A 21544-nucleotide genomic window follows, 5' to 3' on the forward strand; every position below is an offset into this window, starting at 1 on the left:
CTCGGCGTCGAACGTGCCGACGGCGTCTCGGGTTTGAGAATTCACCGGGCGGGGCATCAGGGCGCGGTGTTGACAGCTGTCTGGTTCGGGTTGGCCGCCTCCAGCGCGCTTGTCATCGGCTCGCTCATCGGCGCGAAATGGAGCCCGCCGAAACGGCTGACCGGTGTGCTGCTCGCATTCGCCAGTGGAGCGTTGATCTCGGCTCTGGCCTTCGAGCTGTTCGAAGAGGCGTTCAAGATGGGCGGTCCCGCGCGATCAGGCCTCGGGTTGCTCGCGGGCGCCGCGACGTTCGTCGCTGTCGACACCGCCCTGGACCGGTACATCAGCGGGAAGTCGGGCCCCGACAGCCGGGAAGTCGCGGCCTCCGGAACGCGCAACGGGGTCGGCCTCGCGTTGCTCGCCGCGGTGACGCTGGACGGTGTGCCGGAGAACCTTGCGCTGGGCGTATCGCTGGTCGGCGGCGCGTCGCTCTCGCTGTTGGTCGCGATCTTCTTCTCCAACCTGCCGGAGTCGCTGGTGGGTGCGGTCGCGATGCGGAACTCGGGGACCAGCGCGCGCGCCGTCGTCGTCACCTGGTTGCTCTGCGCGTTGCTGCTGGCCGCCGCGGTGGTGTTCGGCCGGTCGGTCGCAGCGGGGATGAGCGAACACGTGCTGGCGGTGGCGCTGTCGTTCGCCGGCGGCGCGGTGCTGGCCTCGCTCGCCGACACGCTCATGCCCGAGGCGTTCGAACACGGTCGCCCGCTCAACGCCTTCGCCACCGCCGGCGGGTTCTTCCTGTCATTCGTGCTGGCCGGCTAACGGGTTTCACCCTGCCGCATGCCGCCGCGCCAAAAACTCGGTCGCCGGACCGTTATCAAGGTTTGTCTCAACTGTCACATGGGTAACTTCTATAACAGGGCGGTGAGCCGATGCCGACCCTTCACAACGAAGAAAGAGACGAATGGGAATTCAGAATGAACACCGTCCTGTACTTCAGCACCAGCGGCACAGTCTATGAGACCCGCGCCTACACCGAGGCCGACATCGATCAACTCGTCGAGGATCAGGGCCTGCACTGCCTGACCAGCACCGACCGGCAATTCGACTTCTGGTTCAGCCCATCGACACACGGGTGCGAACGGCGCACCAACCGAAAAGCCACTGAACTGCTGCTGGCGACAACCACTTTCACGGCGAAGACGGTGCCGCTGCTGCGCGGCTGCGTCGTTGTTGCCACCCATGACGAAGACGGCGATCTCGACGGGCTCAGCTGGCATCAACTCGAACTCCTGGTCCGCAGCCGCCGCGCACTGAGCAAGCGGGACGAGCGGGTGCTCAATCGACGGATGACTCGTGACGATCACCGTCAGCAGCGCATCGCCCCGATCACGCCAGCTGTTCCCGTCAGTTGCGCGAGACCGCGCACAGCGGCCAACCGCTGACAATGACGTGACACCGCACGCCGGCGCCCGAACACGTACGGTCAGGCGGTGAAGTTCGACGAGTATCGGGCGCACGACGCGACCGGGTTGGCGAAGCTGGTCGCCGACAAAGAGGTCACCGCGGCGGAGTTGCTGGCAGTGGCGAAGGAGCGCGCGGCGGCGGTCAATCCGCGGATCAACGCGGTCGTGCGCGACGTTCCCGCATCGCCGTCCGATGAGCTCAGCGGCCCCTTCGCCGGCGTGCCGTTCCTGATCAAAGATCTCGCGCAGGACTATGCCGGGCTGCCCAGCTCGCGCGGGTCGCGCGCCCTGATGTCGACGCCGGTCGCGGAGCATTCGGCGGTCGTCCAACGGTGGATCGACGCCGGCCTGGTCATCTTCGGCAAGACCAACACCCCGGAGTTCGGGACGAAGGGGATCACCGAGCCGGACGCCTGGGGTCCGGCACGCAATCCGTGGGACCTGTCGCGGACACCGGGTGGCTCGTCGGGCGGATCGGCGGCCGCGGTCGCGTCGGGAATCGTGCCGTGCGCGGGCGCGAACGACGGCGGCGGATCGATCCGAATCCCGGCGGCATGCTGCGGGCTGGTCGGCCTGAAACCGGGCCGCGGGCTGACTCCGTCGGGGCCCGCGACCGGTGAGTCCATGCACGGCGCGGCGGTGCAGGGCGTGGTGTCGCGGACGGTGCGCGACACGGCGGCGATCCTCGACGTCATCCGCGGCGGAGAGCCGTGCGGGCCGTATGTGCCCGGCGTGCCGGACTTTCCGTTCGCGTCATGTGCCGGCGCCGATCCCGGCAAGCTGCGGATCGGCGTGCGGATTCCGTCGGCGATCAACCCGGCACCGCACCGTGAGTCGTTCGCAGCCGTCGAGTCGACCGTGCAGATCCTGACCGATCTGGGTCACCACGTCGACGAACTGCCGCGCGCCCCGTTCGACGACGCGGCGCTGGCCCGCGACTTCCTGCTCACCTGGTTCGTCTACACCGCATGGGAACTCGATGAGGCGAAACGGATCTCCGGCGCGGGCGACGAGTCCTTCGAACGCGACACGCTGATCCTGGCCGCGCTCGGCCGGGCGACCAGCGGCGTCGACTACGTGGACGCCGTCGAGCGGCGCCACGAGCACACGCGGCGGCTGACCACCTTCTTCGAGTCCTACGACCTGTTGTTGACGCCCACGTTGGCGACCCCGCCGCCGAAGATCGGCGCGTTCGATCTCCCGGTCGCGCTGCAGCATGCCGCCGACGTGTTGATCAAGACGCGCACCGCTCGGCTGCTGCGCTACACAAAGATCGTCGACGACATGGTGGACAAGAACCTCGGTTGGGTGCCGTACACGCAGCTGGCGAATCTCACTGGGCGACCGGCGATCTCGCTTCCCCTGCACTGGACCGCGGACGGCTTGCCGCTCGGCGTTCAATTCGTCGCACCGCTGGCCGGTGAATCGCTGCTCATCCGCCTCGCCGCCCAACTCGAGCAGGCCGCGCCCTGGGCGGATCGCGTCGCACCGGTTTAGCTCTCGCTGTCCGACGCGAGCTGACGGAGAGTGGCGGCGCGCAGCGTGAGGTGATTGCGCTCGGCAATATTCTGTGCCTTCGCGGCGGCCTCCACGTAAAGCGTTGCCGCCGTTGCGGTGTCGCCGGACCGCTCATGGAGGTAGGCGGCTGCTGCGGTGTACCGCGGCAGTGTCGGGTCGAGTTCCAGTAGCGCCGCCAGCCCCGCCTGCGGTCCGTCCGCCTCACCGACGGCGACCGCGCGATTGAGCCGCACGACCGGGCTGTCTGTGAGCCGGACGAGTTCGTCGTACCACTCGACGATCTGCACCCAGTCGGTCTCGTCGGCGGTCTGCGCGTCGGCGTGCAGCGCCGCGATCGCGGCTTGCGCCTGGTACTCGCCGAGCCGGTCACGCGATAGCGCGGCCTGCAGCACGGCCACGCCCTCCGCGATCATCTCGCGCCGCCACAGGCGGCGGTCCTGTTCGGCCAGTGGCACGAGGCTGCCGTCGGCGCGGGTCCGGGCCGGGCGCCTGGCGTCGTGAAGCAGGAAGAGGGCGAGGAGCCCCGCGACCTCCGGGTCGTCGGTCCTCGCGGCCAGCTGTCGGGCCAGCCGGATGGCCTCCGCCGCGAGGTCCACTTCGCCGGTGTAGCCCTCGTTGAACACCAGGTACAGCACCCGAAGCACGGTGTGCAGGTCGCCGGGACGGTCCAGCCGGACATCGGAAACTGTGCGTTTGGCGCGGCTGATCCGTTGAGCCATCGTCGCTTCGGGCACGAGGTACGCCTGCGCGATCTGTCGGGTGGTGAGGCCGCCGACCGCCCGCAGGGTCAGCGCGACGGCCGACGCGGAGGTGAGGCTGGGGTGCGCGCACAGGAAGTACAGCGCCAGCGTGTCGTCCACCGAAGCAGCCGGTCCGGGCGCCGGTTCGTCGGAGACTTGGAGCTCGCGGCGACGCCGCGCCGCCTCCGACCGGCTGAGATCGACGAAGCGACGCCACGCCGTGGTGATCAGCCAGCCCTTGGGGTCGTCGGGGCGCTGGTGCGGCCAGATCTCGATGCCCTTGATCAGTGCTTCCTGGACCGCGTCCTCTGCGGTCGCGAAGTCAGCCCCGCGGCGGACGACTGCCGCCAAGACCCCGGGAATCATGTCCCGCAGCTCGGCCTCGTCCACCGCGTGGTCGGCCATTACTCGGTCGAGGCGGGCGCCGCGGTCAGGAACGGCCGCACCTCGAGCCACTCGTGGATCGGCTTCCCGCCCGCGCCGGGCGCCGCGGACAACTCGCCCGCCAGTTCGATGGCGCGCTCGTAGGAGTCGACGTCGATGATCATCCAGCCCGCGATCAGGTCCTTGGTCTCCGCGAACGGTCCGTCGGTGACGGGTGGTTTGCCTTCGCCGTCGTAGCGGACCCAGACCCCCTCCGGGGCAAGCGCCTGCCCGCCGACGTACTCGCCGCTGTCCTCCACACGGGCGGCGAAGTCGTTCATGTACTTCATGTGCGCGTCGATCTCGGCGGGCGTCCACTGGTCCATCGGCACGTCGTTCACGCCCTGCGGCGCGCCTCGGTAGTGCTTGAGGAGCAGGTACTTGGCCATGATGTTCTCCCTTCAAAGTGGCAACCCTGGTTGGTCGCTCACCCCTGGGACGGAGCCATCGCGACGTTCTCGACATCCGCCGTCATGGCTATGGTGCAGCCATGGATCTCGTCACCTACGAGTTGGACGACCACATCGCCACCATCACACTCAATCGCCCCGAGGCGCGCAACGCCATCAACGGCGCGCTGCGGCGCGATTTGAACGCGGCATGGGACCGGTTCCGCGATGACGAGGACGCGTGGGTCGGCATCCTCACCGCCAACGGCGACGTGTTCTGCGCCGGCGGCGACCTCAAGGACGGCGAGGGTTCGGTGGGCACCTTTGGCGGCACCTTCTGGGAGAAGCCGACGATCAACTCTTTCGAAAGCGGCATGGAACTCTTCAAGCCGACGATCGCGGCGGTCCACGGGCCCTGCATCGGCTACGGGTTGACCGGCGTTCTGTTCTGCGACTTCGTGATCGCGTCGACCACCGCCACCTTTGCGTTCCCGGAGGTGTCGCTCGGTGTGCCGACGATCGTCGGGGCGATCCGGCTCCCCGAGCGGGTTCGGTGGGCCGACGCCATGGAACTGTTGTTGACCGGAAAACCGATCGCGGCCGAGCGCGCCAAGGAGATCGGGTTGGTGTGGCGACTGGTCGAGCCCGACGACCTGCAAGCCGAAGCGCGCTCGTGGGCACAGACGCTCACCGAGGCGGCGCCGCTGGCGCAACGGGCCACCAAGGAGGTGGCGTCGCGCACGGCCAACATGGGCTGGATCGAGTCGGTCCGGTTCGGAGAGACGATGCGCAAGGTGGCCGCCGCGACCGAGGACGTCGGCGAGGGACTTCAAGCCTGGCAGGAGAAGCGCAAACCGCAGTGGCGCGGGCGCTGAACACACGACCTAACCGAACGTTCGCTTCTCCCACCAGAGAACCAACCGCGCATGAGCCCGCGGCAATAAGCGGACCAGCAGATCGACGCCCTTGGCGTCTTTGCCCACCAGCACTCGACTGCGGTTCGCCGCGACGCCGGACAGGATGGTCTCGGCGGCCCGAACCGGCGACATCTTGAGCAGTTTGGCGTTGTACGCCTCGGCTCGTTGCCGTTGCTGGTCGGTGATCTCGCGGCCGGCACGCTCGGCATCGGCCAGTGCCGAGGTCGCGATGTTCGTGGCGATGCCGCCGGGATGCACCACGGTGACCCGCACCGGATGGCCTTCGGCGAGCATCTCAGCTCGAAGAGATTCGGTGAACCCGCGGACCGCGAATTTCGTTGTGCAGTAGGCAGACATCGATGCTTGCGCCAGCAATCCGTTCAGGCTGGAGATGTTCACGACATGCCCGTCTCCGGACGAGATGAGGTGCGGCAGGAACTCTTTGGTGCCGTTGATGACACCCCACAGGTTGATGTTGACGATGCGCTCGTAGGTCTCATAATCGCTCTCGCTCAGAGGAGCGGCACCGCCGGCGACGCCGGCGTTGTTGTAGAGCTGGTGGACGACACCGTGGTGTTCGGCCACGGCCGTTGCGTAGTCGCGCACCGCGTCCCGGTCACTCACGTCGAGCACTTCGACGTGAGGACCCTTGCCGACCGCACTGACCCTCGCGGCCGTGCTCCGCAAGCCGTCCTCGTTGACGTCGGAAATCGCCGTCAGCGCCCCGCGGCGGGCCAGTCCGATGGCCAACGCACGTCCGATCCCCGACCCGGCGCCGGTGACCACCGCCACCTTTCCGTCGAATGACCTCACGACACGTCCACAGGTCGGGTCGTTGCCGCCGTCTCGTAGGCGTCGACGTCGAAACGCTTGGTCTGTCTGCGGAATCTGAACGTGAAGTCGGGCCAGAGGGTGGTGTTGTTGCCGTGAGCGTCGAGATACCAACTGGCGCAACCGCCTGTCATCCACACCGAGTTGGCCAGTTTGCGCTGCAGTTCGTCGTTGTACGCGTCCTGTTCGTCCTGGCGGACATCGAGACGGCTCAGGCCGCGGCTCTCCATGGTGGTGATGGCGTCGACCACGTAGTTGAGCTGGGATTCGATCATGTACACCATCGACGTGTGGCCGAGTCCGGTGTTCGGGCCGACGAGGACGAACAGGTTGGGATAGCCGGCGATCGTCGTGCCCTTGTACGCGCGCATTCCCTTGTCGGCGAAGGCCTGGCTCAGGCTCCGCCCGTCGCTGCCGCAGATCGTTTCGAACATCGGCGAGTCGGTGACATGGAAGCCGGTCGCCACGACGATTGCGTCGACCTCTCGGGCGGTACCGTCCGCGGTGATGATGCTGTGGCCGTCGATCTGACCGATGCCGTCGGTGATGAGCTCGACGTTCTCGCGGTCCAGCGCGGGATACCAGTCGTTGGCGATCAGCATCCGTTTACATCCGATGCGGAAGTTCGGTGTCACCTTGCGTCGCAGTTCGGGGTCGCGGATCTCAGTGCGGATCTTGGCGCGTGAGATCAGCTCGAACAGCTTCATCAGGCGGGGATTTTTCGCCAGCCCGAGCACCTGAATCTCGCGAGCGGCGTAGATACCGGCGCGCGCCAGCCGCAGCACACCCGGGATGTTACGGAAAATCCACCGTTCGATGCGGGTGAAAGGACGATCGAAGCGCGGCAGCAGCCACGGTGCCGTGCGCTGATACACGTCGATGTGGGCGACCGTGTCGGCGATCGCCGGGACGATCTGGATCGCTGATGCCCCGGTGCCGATGACCGCGACGCGCTTACCGGTGAGATCCGCCTCGTGGTTCCACTGCGCCGAATGGAACAGCTCCCCGTCGAAGTCGTCGATGCCGGGGATCGGGGGCAGAGACGGTTCGGCCAGCGCGCCGAACCCGCCGATGACCACATCGGCCGTCATTGCTCCGCGGCTCGTCGAGAGCTCCCAGCGATGGTGGTCCTCCTGCCACGCCACTTTTTTGACGTCACAACCGAATACGTGCCGATCCAGGACACCGGCGCGACGCGCGACACCGCGGATGTACTCCTCGATCTCGGCCTGGGTCGAGAACGACCGAGTCCAATTCGGGTTCAGCGAGAACGAGTACGAGTACAGGTGGGACGGAACGTCGCACGCCGCGCCCGGATAGGTGTTGTCGCGCCAGGTGCCGCCGACGTCGTTGCCACGCTCGAGGACGAGGAAGTCGCGGTGTCCGGCCTCGTTCAGTTTCACCGCCGCGCCCAGACCGGCGAACCCGCTTCCGATGATGGCGATGTGCACGTGACCGGGGAGAAGCGATTCGTCGGCCACGATGCCCCCTCGCCTGGCTGTTCACCACCTACGGCTTCGCAGGTGACTAAGGATTAACCATTGGCGCCGCTCCTTACACCACATCCGTTCGTCACCGGGCTTTTGCGTTTTGATTGCACCCACGCAGGTCGCTACTTGCACTTTCTCTGTGGGCGCAATCTGTCGGGGTTGCGATGGGCCGCGGGTCACGCCCGTGACGGCACAAGCGACGGGCTCCCGACGCCGATGGTGATCCGCGGGGCCGCCGACGGATCCAGCCACTTCAGCACCGAGCGCATCTCGTCGCGGCCGATGGCCACACATCCCCAGGTGGGGTTGCCGTCGGTCACGTGGAGAAAGATCCCGGAGACCCGCCCCGGGATGCGTTGCGGGTTGACCGCGATGTTGACGGCGTAGTCGTAGACGGGTCCGGAGTCGTACAGGTTCTCCGCGATCGACGACGGTTTGCGCGGTCCGCGCACGTGGGTGTTGTACGTGGGCGAGTCAGCGTCCTCGTCCCACCAGTCCTGGTTTGTGGTCTGGAAGTACGGCATCTTGGTGCCGGGATTGGGCTCGCGTCCGAAGGCTTGGTCGAACGTGAACGTTCCGACGGGTGTGCGGTGGACACCGTCGGCGGGGGCGCCGACGCCGAGCGCGCCCACCTTCGCGGGCGTCGGTCCCAGGACCGCTTTCCATTGTCGGCCGACTCTCTGAAATGCAGTGAGGGTTCCTGATGTTGCGTCCGCAGCAGGGACGCCGACAACGATCCACTGCGTGGACTGCCCGACGGGCGTGGTCGCAGGCTGCGCCGCGGCAGGCGCAGCGAGTGACAGACTCAGGAGCAGAGCCCCGAGTTGCGCCAGTGCTTTTCGCAGTTTCACAGGAACCTCGGGACCGGGATCTTTGACGAGTCCGGTGATCTTCTCAGAGACTTCCGCGCAATCGCGTCACCGAGATACGTTCGCTATCAAAGAGAAATGCGGTCGCGACACGTCAGCTGGCGTTGCTCACCCCGGCCAGCTTCTGGATGACGCGTATCTCGTCGTTGTCATGGGCCCGCCCGTCGGGGTGGATCAGGTCGCTGAACCACGTCTCCGGAAGCGTCGTGTAGGGCTCCTTCCACGAGTCCCACGGCAGGTACGTCTGCGTTCGCCCAGCCACGAAACCCCAGTTGTAAGCGCCCACATTCCGCCTCTTGGCGACCGGCAGGATCCCTTCGACGGTGCTGCCCAGGCTCCGCGCCAGATACTCGGTGCACAGGATCGGGCGCCCCAGCGGCGCGAGTTCGTCGATGCGGGCCTCGAATTCGGCGGCATCGCCGTAGCTGTGGAAGCTGATGACGTCCGATTGCTCGAGCTGAATGCTGCAGATCTGGCTGCGGCTTGCCGGGTCTTTCCAGTGGCCCTGCCACACACCACTGGTCAACGGTTGAGTCGGCTTGACCGCACGCGCCCACTGGAAGACATGTGGGAGGAACGCGGCGACCAGTTCCAGCTTGTCCTCGTGTTCGACCTCGCGGTAATCGCGCGCCGGGTTGTCCGGCTCGTTCCACACGTCCCATCCGAGGACACGTGGATCGTCGCGAAACAGGCCCACCACCCCGGTCACGTAGCTTTGCAGCACGCGGGTGTAGGCGGGATCCTGCAGCCGGAAGGCGCCTGGGCTCTGCACCCAACCGGAGTTGTGCACTCCTTTGATCGGCGGGCGCTGGCGACCCGCCTTGGGCAACGGATCCCAGCACGAGTCGAACAGCACGAAAAGCGGCTTGATGTTGTGACTCGCCGCGATGGAGACGAACTGTGACAGCCGTTGGCTGAAGCCGGCCCGGTCGGTAGCCCACAGCTGATCGTGCAGAAACACCCGCATGGTGTTCATCCCGATCCGCTTGGCCACGCTGAGCTCGCCGTCGATGCGGCGCGCGTCGTAGGTGCCCGCCTGGAACATCTCGAGCTGGTTGACGGCGTTCGAGGTGACATAGTTCGCGCCGAGCAGCCAACCCTGCTTCGCGTACCAGGCGTTGGCGCGGTCAGCTGACCATCGGCCGGTCTCGCCGGATGCGAGAGGAAGCTTGGTCAGCGCCGCGGCCGCTGCCAGGTACAGCGGAAGCTTGAGAGCGGTTCGCCGGTGCACCATTCGAACATAGTGTTCGTGGCCGAACCGACACTGGCCATGTCTCGTCCTGCAACACAACAGGTTTCGAATCGTTATCGACGAAGGTGAGGAAAGTCACGACGTCAGGCGGGCTGACCGTCCGCTACGCGTGGGACTCGGTCGGCGGTGGCGTCGTCGAGCACCATCGCCGCGACCCGATCACGATGCTCTTCGGCGCTGCCCAGCAGGACCGCGTCGGTCGCGGCACGCTTGTAATAGAGATGGGCCTGGTGCTCCCAGGTGAACCCGATCCCGCCGTGCACCTGGATGGTGTCGTTGGCGACATGGCTGAGCGCGGCCGAACACACCGCTTGGGCGATGCTCGTCGCGAGCGCGGGATCGTCAGATCCGTCGGACAGCGCCCAGACCGCGTGGTAGGCAGTCGATCTCGCGTGTTCGACGTCGACCAACAGATTCGCGAGGCGGTGCTTGACCGCCTGAAACGACCCGATCGGCCGGCCGAACTGCAGCCGCGACTTCGCGTACTCGACGGACAGGTCGAGCAGATGCTGCGCTGCGCCGACCTGCTCGACGGCGAGCAGCGCGGCACCGACCGCAAGAGCGTGGTCGAGGACTCGCGGGGTTTCGTCGGGACCGGCGATCAGGCGCCCGGAAGCGCCGGAGAATGTGACGTTCGCTTCGGGCCGGGTGAGGTCGAGGGTAGCCAACGGCGTTCGCTGTACCTCCCCGGCGGCGGTGTCGACGGCGTACAGCGCGACGCCGTCGGACCCGCGCGCAGCGACCAACAGGACATCGGCGGCGCCGCCGTCGACGACCTGAGCCACCGTGCCCGACAACGCGTCCCCGTCGGCGGTCACCGTCACCGCATCCGGTTCGAAGACACCGGCGCGGTCCACCACCGCGACGGCCGCGGTGCGCCGACCCTCGACGAGGTCGGCCAACAACTCGTCACGAGCGGAGCCGGTCGGAGCGGCGACCAATGCAGGGATCGCGAGGTACACCGTGCCGAACAGCGGTCCACACGCCAACCGCGCGCCGAGTTCCTCGATCGCGACGGCCTGATCCACCAAGGTGCCGCCGACGCCGCCGTCGGCTTCGGGCACCGACAGGCCCAGCACCCCGAGCTCGCCGCCGAGCCGCGCCCAGACCTTCGGGTCGAACGGCGGGTCGGACTCCATGAGTTGGCGGACCTTGTCCTCCGCGAAATTCTCGGCGCTGAATTTGCCTACCGCGTCGCGCAATTGCGCCTGCTCATCGGTGAACGTGTACTCAGCAAGCTTGTCAGCCACGGGGAATCTCCTTCCAGGGCATGCCGGCGTCGGCACGCAGATCACCGGGCAGCCCGAGGATGCGTTCGCCAAGAATGTTGCGCATCACCTCGGAGGTGCCGCCTTCGATGGTGTTCGCGCGGCTGCGCAGGTACCGCTGCTGAATCGGGCCCTGCCAGTCCCGCTCGCCGGTGCCCGCCCCCTGTTGATACCCGTGATACAGAAGTCCTTCAGGGCCAAGGAAATCCATACACCACTGATAGATGTCCTGGTTGAGTTCCGCGCCGACCAGCTTGCCGATCGAACCCTCCGGGCCCGGACCGCCGACCGTGGCGGTGGCTCGCGACCGTTCGGAGGTCAGCCGCTGCGCCTCCGAGCGCAGCCACAGCTGCGTCAGCCGGTCACGCAGAACCGGTGTGCGGCGCTCCGGCCGCGACGCCCACAGCCCCGTCGCATCGGCGATCGTGCCCGCGCCTCGCCGGCTGCCACTACCGCCGAGCGCGGTGCGTTCGTTCATCAGTGTCGTCATGGCGACGGCCCACCCGTTGTCGACGTCGCCGAGGCGGTGCCGGTCCGGGATGCGCGCGTCGGAGAAGTACACCTCGTTGAACTCGGCCTGCCCCGTCATCTGGCGCAGCGGCCGGGTTTCGACGCCCGCGCCGTGCATGTCGATGACGAAGTACGTCAGGCCCTTGTGTTTGGGCACATCGGGGTTGGTGCGTGCGAGCAGCAGACCCCACCGCGCCCGGTGGGCCAGACTCGTCCAGACCTTCTGGCCGTTGATCACCCAGTCGTCGCCGTCGCGGACCGCGGAGGTGGCCAGGCCGGCGAGGTCGGACCCGGCGCCGGGCTCGGAGAACAGCTGACACCAGAGGTCCTCGGTGGTGGCCAACGGCCGCAACCACTTCCGCTTCACCTCCTCGGTCTGGGCGTGCTCACGGATCGTCGGCGCGGCCATGCCGTAGCCCATCGGGTTGAGCCCGAGCGGTACCGGGCCGCCTGCGCCCTGCAGAACGCGGTCGGCGACCGCCTGAAGTCCGCGGGACACTCCAAGCCCGCCCAGGCCCTCGGGGAAGTGCACCCAGGACAGGCCGGCGTCGTAGCAGGCGCCGAGGTATTCGGGGATGGGCACGCTCTTCGGGTCGTGGTCGGCGACGACTTCGCGCGCCAGCTCGGCGACGCGTTCGGCGTCAGCGTCATTGCTCATGCGGCCACGATAGAAACTCGACATGCGTCGTGCGTCAGCGGGATGCGGTCGTGTGGCCGTTAGCGGGTGGATCGCAGGCATCGGCTGGCTGCGATCCACCCGTTAAGCAGGCCCAGTCGGCCCCGCGGCTCAACCGCGATATCCGGCGACCTTCTCGGCGTATTCGTCGAGCAGACGAAGCGAGTCATCGCGCGCCTTGGTGGGCAGCAGCAGGTTCGCCTGCCGGTAGCCGAGATCCTCGAGCGCGCGCCAGTAATCCGGGTCGATCGGTGTGCCGAATGTCGTCAGCGGGACGTCGTGGCTGGCGCCCGCACGCATCTGGTCGATGCGTTTGGTCAGCCGCTCGACCGGAAGTGGGTTCGACATCCAGCCCGCGCCGTGGCGGATCACCCTCTTGACGGTGGCATCTGAGTCGCCGCCGATGAGGATCGGTGGGTGGGGGTTCTGAACCGGTTTGGGGCGCAGGTACGACGAGTCGAAATCGACGTAGCGGCCGTGGTATTCGGCGGGTTCGTCCGTCCACAGCGCTTTGATGGCTTCGATGCGTTCGTCGAGTAGCGCGCCGCGCGTCTTCGGGTCGGTGCCGTGATGGCTGAGTTCCTCGATGTTCCAGCCGGCGCCGACACCGAACACGAACCGGCCACCCGAGATCAGGTCGATGCTGGCCGCTTCCTTCGCCGTGATGATCGGGTCACGCTGGATGAGCAGGGCGATTCCGGTGATCAACTCGATCGTCGAGGTCACGGCCGCGGCGGCGGCGAGTGTGACGAACGGGTCCAGCGTGCGGTAGTAGATCTTGGGCAGGTCCCCGCCCATCGGGTACGGGGACTGCCGACTGGCCGGGATGTGGGTGTGCTCGGCGATCGCGAGCGCGTCGAAACCGCGTTCTTCGATCGCGCGGGCCAGCGACACGGTGTCGATGGTGTCGTCGTTGACGAAGGTGGAGATCCCGAACTTCATGTGTGCACCTAACTGCTGTCGTCAGGCGCTGGCAACGCCCATTGGTTCGACGCTATTCCGCTCCGACCCTCAGGCCAGGGGCTCGCCGTTTTTCGTCAGGACGTGCCATTCGCCGCCGAACATGTCCAAGCCCTGTCCCTTGGCGTCCCTGTCCGTCTTGTCGCCTGCGTATCGATAGAGCGGGATTTCCTTGTAGGTCACCTGGTCACCGCCGTCGCGGCGCGGCACCGTGCGGGCGGCCGCCACGTTGATTCCCGTGCCGCCCGCCGGATCGCTGTCGGACAGCACTGGCAGCCAGGTGTCGGCGCATTCGCCGTAGCAGGTTGGTTCGTTCGCCGAGTCCGCCGAGAAGGCATACAGGGTGCGGCCGCTGCTGTCGACGATGATCTCACCCAGGCCGGGGCGGTCATCGATGGCGAGCGAGACGTCACCGACCGGCAAAATCCGTTCGACGGACGGCGGCGGGTAGGGCGCCGGGGCGGTCGCCTCCGTTCGCAGCGCGGTCGCCGACGTCCGCGTGCCGGCGGCCTCGGAGCCGTTCACTGCATTGTTGTCGAATGCCGAACAACCGGTCACGGCCATGACGCTGAGCGCGACGGTCGATGTGCAGACGACGTTCCGGCATGCTGCAGCCAGGATTCGAGGCATGGGCATTCTGAATCAATACCAGTAGCGCCGCGGCTCAGACGTGTCGGGGCGCCTTTTCAGCCGCTGGTGGCGCCGGTGACGAATGCGACGCGGCCGGAGGATTCGTCGGTCGGGTTCATAAGTACAGCCTCGTTCGGTGTCAAACGTCTCAGAGCTCCAGCAGCATCTTGATGGCCCGGCGTTCGTCCATCGCCGTGTAGCCCTCGGCGGCCTGCTCGAGCGGCAGGGTGAGGTCGAAAACTTTGCCCGGGTTGATCTTTCGATCCCAGATCAACTGGATCAGCTCGGGCAGGAACCTACGCACAGGCGCGGGACCCCCGTGTAGGTGCACCTCGGCGAAGAACAGTTCGTCCGCGGGAATCGACACACCTTCGTGGGCGACACCGACGAAGCCGATGTGCCCGCCGGGCCGGGTAGCGCCGAAGGCCTGCAGGAACGATTCCTGTGTCCCAACCGCCTCGATCACCGAGTGCGCGCCGAGCCCGTCGGTGAGCTCCTTGATCTTGGCCACGCCCTCATCACCGCGTTCAGCGACGATGTCGGTCGCACCGAACTCGCGGGCAAGGGCCTGCCGGTCGGCATGGCGGGACATCGCAATGATCCGTTCCGCGCCCAGCTGCTTGGCGGCCAGCACGCCCATCAGTCCGACGGCGCCGTCGCCGACCACGGCGACGGTCTTGTCCGGACCGGCCGCCGCGGCGACGGCGGCGAACCAGCCCGTTCCGAGGACATCGGATGCGGCCAGCAGTGAGGGGATCAACTCCGCGTCCGGTTGACCGGGTGTGGCGACGAGCGTGCCGTCGGCGAACGGGATGCGGGCCTTGTCAGCCTGAGTGCCGATGGTCGCGGAGACGAACTCGGCGTGGAAGCAACGACTTTGGTATCCGGCCTGGCAGATCTCGCAGCTGTTGTCGGAAATCACGAACGAGCCGACAACGAAATCGCCCACCTTCAGGGTCTTCACCTCGTCGCCGATCTCCTCGACGACGCCGACATACTCGTGTCCCATCGGCGTATGGTCGACATCCTCGACGCCCCGGTAGGGCCACAAATCCGATCCGCAGATGCATGTCGCCGTAAGGCGGATGATCGCGTCGGTCGGCTCGACGATTTTCGGGTCGTCACGCTCTCCGACGCTCACATCACGGGGTGCATTCATGAAAACTTGACGCATGGCTTCTCCTTAGCTCGATTCTGGCTCGCCGACGGCGACGGTTGCAGGCAGGTCTGGAAGCCCTGGATTGTCTTCCCGGCATGTGCACCACGAAACCAGCACTGCCAGCCGGTGGAGGAGTTCCTGAGAGGTGTATTGACACGACATCCCATCTGCCGCGATGCACTTGTCGTCAGTTCTCTTCGCCTGGGGCCGCTACTCGGCCACTAGCGGTCGAGTCCGAGGATCTCGACGCTGCGCTCGCGCATCTCGACCTTGCGTACCTTGCCCGTGACCGTCATCGGGAACTCGTCGACCACGTGCACGTAGCGCGGAATCTTGTAGTGGGCGAGCTTACCTGCGGCGAACGCGCGCACGGCTTCGGCGTCGAGCGCGGGACGGCCCGGCTTCATCCGGATCCACGCGCAAGTCTCCTCGCCGTACCGGTCGTCGGGCACACCGATCACCTGGGCGTCCTCGACGTCCGGGTGCGTGTAGAGGAACTCCTCGATCTCGCGCGGGTAGATGTTCTCTCCGCCGCGGATGACCATGTCCTTGATGCGCCCCACCACGTTGCAGTAGCCGTCGTCGCGCATCACGGCCAGATCACCGGTGTGCATCCAGCCGTCGGAATCGATTGCCTGAGCGGTCTTCTCGTCGTCGTTCCAGTAGCCCAGCATCACCGAGTAGCCCCGTGTGCAGAACTCGCCCGGTTGTCCGCGCTCGACGATGTCCCCGGTGTCGGGGTCGACGATTTTGATCTCGACGTGGGGATGCGCCCGGCCGATCGTCGAGGTACGCCGTTCCAGATCGTCGTCGATGAGCGTCTGACACGACACCGGCGACGTCTCGGTCATGCCGTACGCGATCGCCACCTCGGACATGTTCATGTCGTTGATGCAGCGCTTCATCACCTCGACGGGGCATACCGCACCGGCCATGATCCCGGTCCGCAGCGTCGACAGGTCGCGGTCGGCGAACTCAGGATGGTTGTGCATCGCGATGAACATCGTCGGGACGCCGTACACGCCGGTACACCGTTCGCGTTCGATGGCCGCGAGCGTCGACCCGGGGTCGAAACCCGGTGCGGGAATGACCATCGTGGTGCCGTGACTGGTGCACCCGAGGTTGCCCATCACCATACCGAAGCAGTGGTAGAAGGGCACGGGGATGCACAACCGGTCGGCCGGGCCGAGCTTGATCAGCTCCGTGGTGAAGTAGCCGTTGTTGAGGATGTTGCGGTGCGACAGTGTCGCACCCTTCGGGAAACCCGTTGTACCCGAGGTGTATTGAATGTTGATCGGGTCGTTGTTGGACAGGCTGGCCGTCCGCTGCGCCAAGTCCTGGCGCGGCACCTCTTCGGCGCCCGCGCGCAACGCCTCCCAGTCGGCCGTCCCGATGTAGACCACGTCGGTCAGCCCGGGCACGTCCGCGCGGACCTGCTCGATCATCGCCACGTAGTCAGACGTCTTGAACGACGTCGCGGCGATCAAGGTGCGCGCTCCGGACTGGTTGAGCACGTAAGCCAGTTCATGGGTGCCGGTAGGCGGGGTTGACGTTGACGAGGATCGCGCCGATTTTCGCCGTCGCGTACTGGGTGATGGTCCACTGCGCGCAGTTCGGTGCCCAGATGGCGACCCGCTCGCCCTTGCCGATCCCCAAGGCCACGAGTCCCCGGGCGACGACGTCCACATCGGCGTCGAGTTCGGCGTAGGTGTAGCGCAGGTCTTGCGCGACGTCGACGAGCGCTTCGACGTCGGGGTGACGCGCGACGGTGGCTTCGAAGTTGGCGCCGATCGTCTGCTCGAGCACCGGCGCGTCGGTCGGTCCTGCGTCGTAAGACTCCACGGTCGCGGTCATCGCACAAGGTCCTTGCATCGGTAGGCGGGCTCGATCGATACGTCTCATCCTCGTTCCTGCGCAACTCGGCGGGGCGGAAATTTCCGAGATCGTCACGGACGAGCGGGAGAATGCGATGCCACGACGACCGTCCAGCGCCGTCTCACCAGTCTGCCCACCGAAAAACGGCACACCCGAAAACCTTTCGACATCCCGTCGAAAACGATCTGGCCCTAGCATGCTGCACGGCGCGCCTGTGAGGCGCGAAATGGAACGGTACGGTACCGTATCGGGGAGCGCAGGCGCTATGTCATCTAGAACGCGCAGCCAAGCTCGGTGAAGGAGGGGTCGTGCCGCCCGAATCCGCGAAGGATGCGCCGGAATCGCGGTGGACCGCGCGCGAAGCGGAACTGCTGGCGATCACGCTGCAGCAGTTGCAGCAGCACGGGTACGACCGATTGACCGTGGAAGCCGTGGCGACACAGGCGAAGGCGAGCAAGGCGACGGTATACCGGCGCTGGCCGTCGAAGGCGGACCTTGTACTCGCGGCTTTCGTCGAGGGCACCCGCGTCACCGCTGTCCCGCCGCACACCGGCACACTGCGTGGCGACTTGCTGGCGATCGGCATCTCGGTGTGCCGGCAGGCGTGTGAACACGGCAGCACGATGCGGGCGGTGCTGAACGAGATGTCGCACAACCCGAGGTTGAAACAAGCCATGCAGGACGAGTTCCTCCATCAACGCAAGCTCGTGATCGACGAGGTTCTGGCCGAGGCGGTCGAGCGCGGAGAGATCGACGCGGCGGCGATCAACGACGAGATCTACGACCTGCTACCCGGATATCTGGTCTTCCGGGCGCTGGTCTCCGCGCGGCCGCCGACCGAGGAGACGGTCCGAATTCTGGTCGACGAGGTGCTGCTGCCGAGCATGGGTCATCGCTGACCGTTGGCGCGCAAGGCTTTTACCGCGGACGAGCGTTGCTAGCCAACTCGATGGCGTACTGATTGACGAAGGTGCCCGCCGGCGGATCACCTTTGTCGCACGTTCCGTCGGATTCGCCGGGCCGTTTGATCCACAGGTAGGCGTCGGCGTGCGCGCCCGCCGTCTGCGTGGTCGGCGGAACACCCAGCGCTCGGCCGTCCGGGTTGCACCAGTGCAGCGGCGAGTCGGGAGCCGCTCCGTTGCCGTTGCGAGACGTGTCGATCACGTAGTGCGAACCGTTCGTGAGCCCCGAAATAGCTTCCCCGTAACCGATTTCCTCTTCGGTGGTGAAGAAGTTGGCGACGTTGAGGCTGAACCCCCGCGCGCGGTCGACGCCGGCCTCGTTGAGCCTGGCGGCCATCTCCTCCGGGCTGTGCCAGCGCAAGTGACCTGCGTCGACGTACACGGCCGCTGCCGGATTGCGGGTGAAGGTGTCGACGGCGTAGCGAATCAGGTCGAACCGCTCCTGGCGCTGATCACCCGACAGGCAATCGGCCATGGCGAGCGCGTCGGGTTCGAGGATGATCGCCACCCGCGAGCCACCCACGTCGGCCGCGATGCCGTCGATCCAGCCCCGGTAGTCGGCACCGGACGCGAAGCCACCTGCGGCGAAGCTGCCGCAGTCGCGGTGCGGAATGCCGTAGAGGGTCAGCACCGGCAAGGCGCCGGCTGCTTGCGCATCACCCACGTACTTCCCGACCGTCGCCGCGGAAGCACCGGGGACCAGCCAGTACGCCTGCGGCGTGTTTGCGATGGCGGTCAGCTCGGGGCTCGGCGGATCGGCCTTCTGAGCGGCACGCATGGCCGCCGACGCGGGGTTGACGTAGAACGGCGTCCCGGCCAACGGGTTCGCCTCGCTGGCCAGGCGCACTGCCGGGGCCGAACCCGTCGGGATAGCCACGAGTCCGGCGCCGACGACAACCGCGGTCAGGACGGGAGTGAGCCACCGGGCGAGCGCACGAGCGGGAGAGTTGAGCACCCGATGAACTTAGCGGCTCGGTCGGCCGACATGGTGAGCGCGTTAGGGTGCTTCCGTCGGCCTCAACGAACAAGCTGATAGAAGAGTTGGACACCCATGACCGCAGCAGCAGAAACGTCGGCGCTCGAGGCGCGGGTCGGCCACTGGTACCAGATGGACGGCACCTACCTGGTCGGCCGCGAGAAGGTGCGCGAATACGCCCGTGCCGTGCAGGACTATCACCCCGCACACTGGGACGTGGCGGCCGCCGCCAAGCTGGGATATTCCGATGTGGTGGCACCGCTGACGTTCACCTCGACGCCGGGTATGACGTGCAATCGCCGCATGTTCGAAGAGATCGTCGTCGGCTACGACACCTACATGCAGACCGAAGAGGTCTTCGAACAGCACCGTCCGATCGTCGCGGGCGACGAGTTGACCGTCGACGTCGAGCTGACGAACGTGCGCAAGATCGCCGGCCGAGACCTCATCACGGTGGCGAACACGTTCACCGACACCGCCGGCGAGCGGGTGCACACCCTGCACACCACCGTCGTTGGCGTGACCGCCGAGGATGTCGATCCGGCGATCAAGTCCGCCGTGCAGAACGCGATGATGCACGACGTCGATTTCTCGGGGATCGGCACACTCGATGCGACCTACGAGAAGACGGTGCGCCCCGAGGGCGAGGTCCGGATCGCTGAAGGGGGATTGACGCGCGCGCCGGGGACGCCGTCATTCGACGAGCTCAAGGTCGGCGACGACCTGCCGGTGCATCACACCCGGCTGTCGCGCGGCGACCTGGTGAACTACGCCGGAGTTGCCGGAGACGCCAACCCGATCCACTGGGACGAGGACATCGCCAAGCTGGCGGGGCTGCGGGACGTGATCGCGCACGGGATGCTGACCATGGGGCTGGGTGCGGGATTTCACTCGGCGTGGTCGGGCGATCCCGGCGCGGTGACCCGCTACGCGGTACGGCTGTCCGCACCCGCGATCGTGACGGCCAAAGAGGGCGCCGACATCGAATTCAGCGGCCGGATCAAATCGTTGGACCCGGCCACTCGCTCCGGCGTCGTCATCGTGGGCGCAAAGTCCGCCGGCAAGAAGATCTTCGGCTTGGCGACGATGACCGTCCGCTTTCGCTGACGAGGCTGAAGCTCACGCGACGAAGTCCCGCAACGCATTTGCGATGGCTTCGGGCTGGTCCTCCGGGATCAGCGTCCAGGAGTCGTCGATGACCACCTTGGTTGCGTTCGGGAACAGCTCGACCAACCGATCCGCATGCGCCAACGGCATCATCCGGTCTTCCCTGGCCCATACGACGAGCACCGGGCGCGTGAACGTCCGCATCTGTTCGGACAGTTCGAGCAGCCGGCGGCGCGACGGAGCGCCGGTCGCGAACTTGACCAGATCCCGGCGGATCGCGGCACTCTCGACGGCGGGCCGGAACCAGTCGTCGAACAGGGAGTCGGGCAGGCCCTTCTTGGTCAGCGCTCCGTAGGCGCGGCGACTGTGCCGGAAGAACTTCGTGCCGAGCATCCTGGACAGTAGCCATCCGCCGCCGGGCAAGCGACACAGCAGGGCCGCCGGCCGCGCCGGTTTGGGCGGATAGTTGTCGAACGCCGTACATGACGCGAGCACCAGTCGTCCCACCCGCTTGTCCCGTCCATCGGAAATCAGGAACTGCCCGCCGCCCCAGTCGTTGAGGACCAGGGTCACGTCGTCGATGCCCAGCGCATCGAGGAAATCGGCGAGGATGCCGGCCACACCTTGCTCGCTCAGGTCTGCGTCCGGACTCATCGGTTCTTTGTGCGCGCCCATCGGCAGCGTCGGTGTGATGCAGCGGTATTCGGACAGCAGCGGGAGGACTTTGCGCCATTGCCGGCCATCCATGAGCAGGCCGTGGCCGAAGACCATGATCGGCCCGTCTCCACCGGTGTCCTCGTAGGCGATGGAACCTGACGGCAGGTTGACTGTCGGCATCGCGGTCTCCTAGATAGATCGTTCTACTCAGATCGACGATATGCTGTCACTGCACGCTGCGCAAGGAGAGACGTCATGGTGGATCGCGGCACCCGTGATCGGATACTGGAAGCCACAGCCGAGTTGTATCGACGCCAAGGAATGTCGGCCACGGGTCTAAAACAGATCTCGAGCGCAGCGCGGGCGCCGTTCGGATCGATCTACCACCACTTCCCTGGAGGCAAGGAGTCGATCACCGTCGAGGTCATTCGTTGCGAGGGCATTCGTTACGGGGAGTTCGTCGGCGGCCAATTGGCGCACACCGATCCGGCCACCGGGATACCGGAGTTGTTCGAGAACGCCGGCAGGCTCATGGAATCCCAGGATTACAGCGAGGCCTGCTCAATCGAAACCACCGCGCTGGAGGTGGCGAGCACGAACGAGCGGCTCCGGCTGGAAGCTGCTGAGGTGTTCGAAGGTTGGCTGACGGGGCTCTCGCAATGGTTCGGACAACTCGACATCAACGCGGACCAGAGCCGACGGTTGGCGGTGATGACGCTGACGGCACTCGAGGGCGCATTCGTGCTGTGCCGCACGCTGCGGTCGATTGAGCCGATTGTCGTTGCGGGACAAGGAGTTCAAGCCGCTGTTTCAGCCATGCTTGCGCAACAGAGGACGATGTGATGGGCGAGGTCTGCTGTCAGTCAACGAATCGGTAGTCGACCTCGAGTGAG

Annotated in this window: 20 protein-coding genes and 1 pseudogene; 7 read left to right on the forward strand and 14 right to left on the reverse strand. The window is 66.4% G+C overall.

The features are described 5' to 3' along the window. Nucleotides 1–66 precede the first annotated feature (66 nt). The 3 genes from G6N18_RS15540 (at nt 67) to G6N18_RS15550 (ending at nt 2939) form a co-directional block, all read left to right on the forward strand. On the forward strand, nt 67–798 hold the full coding sequence (locus G6N18_RS15540; RefSeq protein ID WP_067214342.1) for a ZIP family metal transporter: 732 nt from the start codon (nt 67–69) through the stop codon (nt 796–798). 155 nt (nt 799–953) lie between these two features. Then, a complete protein-coding gene (locus G6N18_RS15545; protein WP_067214377.1) occupies nt 954–1421 on the forward strand; it encodes a hypothetical protein in 468 nt (155 codons plus the stop codon). Nucleotides 1422–1469: 48 nt separating this feature from the next. Then, nucleotides 1470–2939 (forward strand): amidase, encoded by a 1470-nt coding sequence (locus G6N18_RS15550; RefSeq protein WP_083000049.1) that lies wholly within the window; start codon nt 1470–1472, stop codon nt 2937–2939. On the opposite strand, the gene G6N18_RS15555 is transcribed toward G6N18_RS15550, so the two are convergent. Both G6N18_RS15555 and G6N18_RS15560 read right to left on the reverse strand, forming a co-directional pair. Beyond that, entirely contained in the window at nt 2936–4105 is a 1170-nt protein-coding gene (locus tag G6N18_RS15555) for an RNA polymerase sigma factor (protein ID WP_067214344.1), read from the reverse strand. The two genes, G6N18_RS15550 and G6N18_RS15555, sit on opposite strands and share 4 nt — an antisense overlap. Further along, nucleotides 4105–4512, reverse strand: a complete 408-nt coding sequence (locus tag G6N18_RS15560) for a YciI family protein (RefSeq protein WP_067214345.1) — start codon at nt 4510–4512, stop codon at nt 4105–4107. The genes G6N18_RS15555 and G6N18_RS15560 overlap by 1 nt, the downstream gene beginning before the upstream one ends. A 101-nt stretch (nt 4513–4613) precedes the next feature. On the opposite strand from G6N18_RS15560, the gene G6N18_RS15565 reads away from it, so the two are divergent. Continuing rightward, on the forward strand, nt 4614–5387 hold the full coding sequence (locus G6N18_RS15565; RefSeq protein ID WP_067214346.1) for an enoyl-CoA hydratase/isomerase family protein: 774 nt from the start codon (nt 4614–4616) through the stop codon (nt 5385–5387). A 9-nt stretch (nt 5388–5396) separates the two neighbouring features. Here the strand turns inward: G6N18_RS15565 and G6N18_RS15570 are convergent, their stop codons facing one another. From G6N18_RS15570 to G6N18_RS15615, 10 genes and pseudogenes are all read right to left on the reverse strand, one after another. Further along, the gene (locus tag G6N18_RS15570; protein ID WP_067214347.1) at nt 5397–6242 is read right to left on the reverse strand and encodes an SDR family NAD(P)-dependent oxidoreductase; all 846 of its coding nucleotides are present in this window, start codon (nt 6240–6242) and stop codon (nt 5397–5399) included. Further along, nucleotides 6239–7741, reverse strand: coding sequence for a flavin-containing monooxygenase (locus G6N18_RS15575; RefSeq protein ID WP_407663524.1), 1503 nt, complete (start codon nt 7739–7741; stop codon nt 6239–6241). Before G6N18_RS15575 ends, G6N18_RS15570 begins: the two co-directional genes overlap by 4 nt. Before the next feature lie 185 nt (nt 7742–7926). Further along, nucleotides 7927–8601, reverse strand: a complete 675-nt coding sequence (locus G6N18_RS15580) for a L,D-transpeptidase family protein (RefSeq protein WP_067214348.1) — start codon at nt 8599–8601, stop codon at nt 7927–7929. Nucleotides 8602–8713: 112 nt separating this feature from the next. Continuing rightward, the gene (locus G6N18_RS15585; RefSeq protein ID WP_067214379.1) at nt 8714–9850 is read right to left on the reverse strand and encodes a glycoside hydrolase 5 family protein; all 1137 of its coding nucleotides are present in this window, start codon (nt 9848–9850) and stop codon (nt 8714–8716) included. Nucleotides 9851–9954: 104 nt separating this feature from the next. Continuing rightward, nucleotides 9955–11121: an acyl-CoA dehydrogenase family protein gene (locus tag G6N18_RS15590; RefSeq protein WP_067214349.1), complete on the reverse strand. Its 1167-nt coding sequence runs from the start codon at nt 11119–11121 to the stop codon at nt 9955–9957. Continuing rightward, the gene (locus G6N18_RS15595) at nt 11114–12307 is read right to left on the reverse strand and encodes an acyl-CoA dehydrogenase family protein (RefSeq protein ID WP_083000050.1); all 1194 of its coding nucleotides are present in this window, start codon (nt 12305–12307) and stop codon (nt 11114–11116) included. The genes G6N18_RS15590 and G6N18_RS15595 overlap by 8 nt, the downstream gene beginning before the upstream one ends. A gap of 129 nt (nt 12308–12436) precedes the next feature. After that, nucleotides 12437–13267: an LLM class F420-dependent oxidoreductase gene (locus tag G6N18_RS15600; protein WP_083000051.1), complete on the reverse strand. Its 831-nt coding sequence runs from the start codon at nt 13265–13267 to the stop codon at nt 12437–12439. Between the two features lie 69 nt (nt 13268–13336). After that, a complete protein-coding gene (locus tag G6N18_RS15605; RefSeq protein ID WP_244960057.1) occupies nt 13337–13915 on the reverse strand; it encodes a COG4315 family predicted lipoprotein in 579 nt (192 codons plus the stop codon). Between the two features lie 148 nt (nt 13916–14063). Then, nucleotides 14064–15089: a zinc-dependent alcohol dehydrogenase family protein gene (locus G6N18_RS15610; protein ID WP_197931639.1), complete on the reverse strand. Its 1026-nt coding sequence runs from the start codon at nt 15087–15089 to the stop codon at nt 14064–14066. Between the two features lie 206 nt (nt 15090–15295). Next, a pseudogene (locus G6N18_RS15615) lies at nt 15296–16916 on the reverse strand (AMP-binding protein). A gap of 341 nt (nt 16917–17257) precedes the next feature. Here G6N18_RS15615 and G6N18_RS15620 point away from each other — a divergent pair. Beyond that, on the forward strand, nt 17258–17848 hold the full coding sequence (locus G6N18_RS15620; RefSeq protein WP_067214354.1) for a TetR/AcrR family transcriptional regulator: 591 nt from the start codon (nt 17258–17260) through the stop codon (nt 17846–17848). A gap of 19 nt (nt 17849–17867) precedes the next feature. Here G6N18_RS15620 and G6N18_RS15625 read toward each other — a convergent pair whose 3' ends face one another. Then, nucleotides 17868–18866 carry a glycoside hydrolase family 6 protein gene (locus tag G6N18_RS15625; RefSeq protein ID WP_067214355.1) on the reverse strand — a complete coding sequence of 333 codons (999 nt, stop codon included), beginning with the start codon at nt 18864–18866 and terminating at the stop codon, nt 17868–17870. A 96-nt stretch (nt 18867–18962) separates the two neighbouring features. Here G6N18_RS15625 and G6N18_RS15630 point away from each other — a divergent pair, with 96 nt between their 5' ends. Beyond that, on the forward strand, nt 18963–19994 hold the full coding sequence (locus G6N18_RS15630) for a fused (3R)-hydroxyacyl-ACP dehydratase subunits HadA/HadB (RefSeq protein ID WP_083000054.1): 1032 nt from the start codon (nt 18963–18965) through the stop codon (nt 19992–19994). A 12-nt stretch (nt 19995–20006) separates the two neighbouring features. On the opposite strand, the gene G6N18_RS15635 is transcribed toward G6N18_RS15630, so the two are convergent. Next, nucleotides 20007–20831: an alpha/beta fold hydrolase gene (locus tag G6N18_RS15635; protein ID WP_067214357.1), complete on the reverse strand. Its 825-nt coding sequence runs from the start codon at nt 20829–20831 to the stop codon at nt 20007–20009. A 75-nt stretch (nt 20832–20906) separates the two neighbouring features. Between G6N18_RS15635 and G6N18_RS15640 the strand changes: the two genes are divergently transcribed. Further along, the gene (locus G6N18_RS15640) at nt 20907–21494 is read left to right on the forward strand and encodes a TetR/AcrR family transcriptional regulator (protein ID WP_083000055.1); all 588 of its coding nucleotides are present in this window, start codon (nt 20907–20909) and stop codon (nt 21492–21494) included. Nucleotides 21495–21544 lie beyond the last annotated feature (50 nt).

The organism is Mycolicibacterium celeriflavum, assembly GCF_010731795.1.
Classification (GTDB): Bacteria; Actinomycetota; Actinomycetes; order Mycobacteriales; family Mycobacteriaceae; genus Mycobacterium; species Mycobacterium celeriflavum.